Below are 6,358 nucleotides of genomic sequence, written 5' to 3' on the forward strand. Positions count from 1 at the left end.
GTTTTCTGAACCAAGTCTTGTACTTCTTTTACAAGGCATTACCCCCTGATATTATTTGAAGTGCTTTATCCTAGCATTGCCTAGAGTATAAGCACCCCATTCCTACTTCGTGTGGAGTTTCCGATTTGCGTCGGTTTCAAAAATGATCTTCAAATCAACTTGAATAAAAATGGGGTATATGCGCCAATTCTCACCAGTAAAGAACACACTTAGCCTAGTCTTTTTAAGCCTGCTTTTTAATGCAATTCCATTTTTAGCAGGAGATATTCCGCCCGTTAATCCTAATGAGTTAGAATTTACAGGGACAATCACCTTCGAGCATGTTAAAGATGCTGGGGGTACTTTTGCTGCTCAAAACGCCCAATTCTACACATCAGAAAACCAAGAACATGTTTTGGTTGTAGATGGGGAAAGTTTTGGAACGCGAAGTGCCAATAATAAGGCTTATAGCTATACTGAAGGAAATATTGAAGATCAAAACGACTTCGAAACTAAGTTGAGACTATCTTTTTCTGGATCTGAAACATTTGATGTCTCCAGTACAAATTCAATCTACGTTTTCAATAATGGAAACGCCGCAGTATTCAGTTTTGTAAGTAATACTGGTCCAATGGCCGATTTAGCTTCCATTCCAGCACAATCTGGTATGACAATTAGCCTTAGCGATAATAACACAGCTATTTCATACATCGATATCAGTACAAACAATAATTTTTCAATTTACATTTCATCGCTCGCTGTAGAAAATGTAACTGCGAGTAATGCACCCTCTCTGACGGTAGGTGATGATGAAGTTACTTTTTCTCAAGGGGACGATCCTGTACAGATTTCTCCTACTGGTACCGTGAGTTTAGCAGACGAAACCATGTGGGTTGGGGGCGGTTTGTCCGCTCAAATTTCTACTAATGCAGAACCCGGAGATTCTCTCATAATTTCAGATGATGATGAAGATGATATATCCATTTCCACTCTGAACATGGATTTGTTAGCCAATGATGTTGTAGTTGGTAGCCTAAATATGGCTAATGGACGCGCCGGAGGTAATGATCTGTTGTCGGTAGATTTCAATGAAAATGCCACTAATACTATTCTACAAGAGGTTTTGCAGTCCATTAGATTTGAGGAGGCGTACGGATTTATTTCAGAGGAGCTCCGTGAAATAACTATTGTAGCTAGAAATAATGGTGGGCTTGAAATTAAAAAGGTTAAGCAATCTCGGTTAATCAATTACCCTACTTTCAGTGGATGTACAGTCAATCAAGCGCAATGCGATACGTTCAATCCTACAAGGCCGTCAGATAATAATATAGTGAATATTAATGGAGCAACACAATTGGAGTTTTCGGATCTGGCAGGTGCAACGGATTATCCAGAAGGAAGCTATTATAAAGTGCAAAAGATCAACGGAGAACTATTAATCAATGGTCAACCCGTAGTTAAGGATCAAAATGACAGTATTAGCTCAACCGATCAAGTCATATTTACTCCAAATAGAGAAGATGGTCAATACAATATTATTTATGCTACTTTGTTCGTGCCTATTAGTGCTAGTACATACTTTGAGCTTCCTACCCCGCAGCGAGTTATTGGAGACGTAAGATCTGAAGTCCTGTCGCCAACTTTCATGCATGCCGGAAACCAAACAGTTGACCAAAATGCGGGTGCCACAACTATTTTAAACTTTATTACTTCTTTTGATGATGGTAACCTTTATCTAAATGATGAAGTTCAGTTTAGCATCACTGAAAATGACAATCCAAGTTTATTCAGCTCGGCACCGGAAATATCAAATAGTGGAATTTTAACCTTCACTCCAAATTCCAATGCCTATGGGATAGCTAATTTGACCATAAGCCTGTACAACGACTATAGGGAAAAATCAACACAAGATAATGTTACCGTTTATATAACACCAAATGACTTGTTGATTAATGAAATATACCCCAAAGCAAGCGCAGAATTTGAGTTTTTAGAAATTATTAATCAAAGTGACGAAGCAAAAGATTTAAGTGATTTAGTACTGGTATTATTTAATGGAGCAAATGATTTGGCGTATAAGGATATCGGGCTGGATGGATCCCTTAGTGGCAATGATTTTTTTGTGATTGGTGGTGATCAAGTGCCCAATTTGGATTTGGATTGGGGGAGTACTTCTTTTCAGAATGGCCCTGATGCCGTTGCTTTATATGTAGGCTCGACTTCGGATTTTAATACAGGATCAGCCCCCGGTTTAGATGGTTTGGTAGATGTGATCGTATATGGTGACACAGATGACGAAGATTTGAGGGCAGCGTTAGGCAATACTAATCTTCAAGAACCTGGGGACGATAGAAATTCACTATCTCGAAGGGTAGCTAATAGCAGTGTATTTGTTGTCCAACCAGATACCCCAGGAGAAGCAAATCTTGATTTAGGGATTACGCTTTCGATTGCTGGCCTTACAGGAGTGGATAAAGTTTATGATGGTAACACACTGGCAGAAGCTAGTGGTACCGCTGAGTTATTGGGAATAGAAGAAGGTGATGACGTTTATTTAACAGGAACGCCTGAATTCAATTTTAATGCACCTGATGCTGCTTCCGATGTAGATATATTGGTAACAGGGTATGTGTTAGAAGGGGATAATGTTGATAAATATACCCTCGCATTACCAACACTCACAGGAAGTATAACACCTAAAGAGCTGACGATTACAGGTATTAGCGGAGATGACAAAGTGTATGATGGAAGTACGGAAGCTACAGTAAGTGGTACGGCAGAACTATCAGGAGTAGAAACGAATGATGATGTAACATTGGCGGGTGAGCCAGTTCATGCATTTTCGAATGTAAACGCGTCCGAAAACATCACGATTATTTCTTCTGGATATTCAATTTCAGGCACCGATGCTGGTAATTACACCATTACCCAACCATTAGGTCTTACCGCTGATATTACACCTAAACCCTTGTCAGTCTCATTGCAAGTCGATTATAAAATATACGATGGTGATGTGAGTGCTTCAGTAAGTTCAGCCAACCTAAATACAGATGAAGAGGTATTTGGTGACGATGACGTTTCAATAGGTGAAACACCAAGTGCATATGCATTCGAAGACTCAAATGCGGGTAGTGAAAAAGCAGTAACAATAATAGCAGGTGAATTTAAACTTAGGGGAGACGATGCTGGTAACTATATGGTCATTCAGCCAGAGAATTTAAGTGCTGATATAATCCCAAAAGCGCTGACATTAACCGTCACGGTTAATGATAAGGTTTATGATGGGGGAGTTTCCACTACAGTTGATCAAACCACATTAGAAGGTCTAATTGAAGGTGATCTAGTAACCGTTGTCGGACCAAGTACACTAGATTTCGAAGGTGCTAACGTAGGAACAAATAAACCTATCATAACAGAGGAATTATTTTCATTAGCAGGAGATGCTGCGGCCAATTATTTTATAGATGATAGCCAATCCACAGGTGACATTCTTCCTAAAGAGTTAGCAATCATAGGTTTAACGGGAGATGATAAAACCTATAATGGTAATGCTGCTGCAACTGCGAGCGGAACTGCGTCATTATCAGGGGTTGTCGAAACAGATGAAGTGATTTTAGGTGGAAGCCCTGCATTTACATTCGCGAGTTCCAATGTAGCTAATAGTATCACGATCGGCGTGAGTGGCTATACGATTTCAGGAGCAGAATCAGGGAACTACGAATTAACCCAACCAACCCTTTCAGCAGATATTACGGCTAAAGTACTAACGGTAAGTGTAACCGCTAACAATAAGACCTATGATAAAACGACGGCAGCCACTGTAGGTTCTGCGAGTTTAGTAGGGATTGAGAATGGCGATTTGGTGAGCATAAATACCAGTCCGAGTGCGTTTGCCTTTGCCAATGATAATGTAGGGACAGGCATTGCTGTTTCGGCAACTGGTAATTACACCTTAACAGGAGCAGATGCCGGTAATTACAGCATCACCCAACCTTCAGGGCTGACTGCTGATATTACAGCCAAAGCATTAACTGTTAATGTAACCGCTAACAATAAGACCTATGATAAATCCACAACAGCTACAGTAGGTGAAACGAGTTTAGAAGGCGTTATTCAGGGAGATGATGTTGAATTAAGTGGTTCTCCAGAATTTGCTTTTGAAAGTGAAGATGTTGGGACAGGAATAGCAATTACTGCTTCGGATAACTATTCAATTACAGGAGATGAAGCTGCAAATTATACCCTTACTCAACCAACAGGTTTAACGGCCGATATCACAGCCAAGACCTTAAAGGTGAACGTAGCTGTAAACAACAAGTCTTACGATAAAACCATAACGGCCACAGTTGGTGAAGCAAGTTTAGAGGGCGTTGTCGATGGAGACGCCGTTGAATTAAGTGGATCTCCAGATTTTGCCTTTGAAAATGCCAATGTAGGAGCAGATATCAATGTTACAACCTCGGGTAATTATTCAATCACCGGAGACGCAGCTAGTAATTATACACTAGCTCAGCCTATAGGTTTAACGGCAGACATCACGGCTAAGGCTTTGACGGTAAATGTCACCGCTAATAACAAAACTTACGATAAAACTACAACAGCAACAGTCGGTGAAGCGAGTTTAGAGGGCGTTATCGATGGAGACGCTGTTGAATTAAGTAATTCTCTAGAATTTACCTTTGCTACCGAAGATGTTGGGACAGATATTGCCGTCTCAGCAACAGGTAACTATACCTTAGCAGGCACCGATGCTAGCAATTACACAGTTACCCAACCAACAGGCTTGACTGCCGATATCATAGCTAAGGCTTTGACGGTCAATGCCACTGCTAATAGTAAGATCTATGATAAAACAACGACGGCTACAGTGGGCTCAGTCAGTTTGGTAGGCATAGAGAGTGGTGATGAAGTGACTATAGATGATAACCCAAGTGCCTTCATCTTTGCGAGTGATAATGTCGGGACAGACATTGCTATCTCAGTTACAGGTAACTATACCTTAACAGGCACCGATGCTGGTAATTACACCATTACCCAACCAATAGGTCTTACCGCTGATATTACACCTAAACCCTTGTCAGTCTCATTGCAAGTCGATTATAAAATATACGATGGTAATGTGAGTGCTTCAGTAAGTTCGGCCAACCTAAATACGGATGAAGAGGTATTTGGTGACGATGACGTTTCATTAGGTGAAACACCAAGTGCATATGCATTCGAAGACTCAAATGCGGGTAGTGAAAAAGCAGTAACAGTAGTAGCAGGTGAATTTAAACTTAGTGGAGACGATGCTGGTAACTATATGGTCATTCAGCCAGAGAATTTAAGTGCTGATATAATCCCAAAAGCGCTGACATTAACCGTCACGGTTAATGATAAGGTTTATGATGGTGGAGTTTCCACTACAGTTGATCAAACTACACTAGAGGGGCTAATTGAAGGTGATCTAGTAACCGTTGTCGGACCAAGTACACTAGATTTCGAAGGTGCTAACGTAGGAACGAATAAACCTATCATAACAGAGGAATTATTTTCATTAGCAGGAGATGCTGCGCCCAATTATTTTATAGATGATAGTCAATCCACAGGTCACATTCTTCCTAAAGAATTAGCAATCATAGGTTTAACGGGAGATGATAAAACCTATAATGGTAATGCTGCTGCAACTGCGAGCGGAACTGCGTCATTATCAGGGATTGTCGGAACAGATGAAGTGATTTTAGGTGGAAGCCCTGCATTTACATTCACGAGCCCCAATGTAGCTAATAGTATCACGATTGGCGTGAGTGGCTATACAATTTCAGGAGCAGAATCAAGAAACTACGAATTAAACCAACCAACCCTTTCTGGTGATATTACACCAAAGGCTTTGACAATTTCAGGGATTACTGGTAATGACAAAGAATATGACGGAAATACGTTGGCAACGGTAAATGGTTCGGCGACTCTAATAGGTACTATTATTGGTGATGCTGTTGAACTAAGTAATTCTCCAGAATTTACCTTTGCTAGCGAAGATGCTGGGACAGATATTGCCGTCTCAGCAACAGGTAACTATACCTTAACAGGCACCGATGCTAGCAATTACACAGTTACACAACCAACAGGCTTAACGGCAGACATCACGGCTAAGGCCCTGACGGTCAACATCACCGCTAACAATAAGACCTATGATAAAACGACGACAGCGACAGTTGGAGACGCAAGTTTATCAGGTATTATAGAAGGTGATGCCGTTGAATTAAGTAGTTCTCCAGAATTTGCCTTTGCGAGTGAAGGTGTTGGGACAGGCATTGCCGTCTCAGCAACAGGTAACTATACCTTAACAGGTACCGATGCTAGCAATTACACAGTTACACAACCAACAGGCTTAACGGCA

The 6,358-nt window shown here is 40.9% G+C and carries 1 protein-coding gene; it reads left to right on the top strand.

All coding sequences use genetic code 11. The annotated features are described in order from the left end of the window. Window positions 1-178 precede the first annotated feature (178 nt). Window positions 179-6,358: beta strand repeat-containing protein (locus tag JXQ92_RS19150; protein WP_421988262.1), on the top strand; the 6,180-nt coding region annotated here is incomplete at its 3' end.

It is taken from the genome of Roseivirga sp., from assembly GCF_049099775.1.
Taxonomy (GTDB): Bacteria; Bacteroidota; Bacteroidia; order Cytophagales; family Cyclobacteriaceae; genus Roseivirga.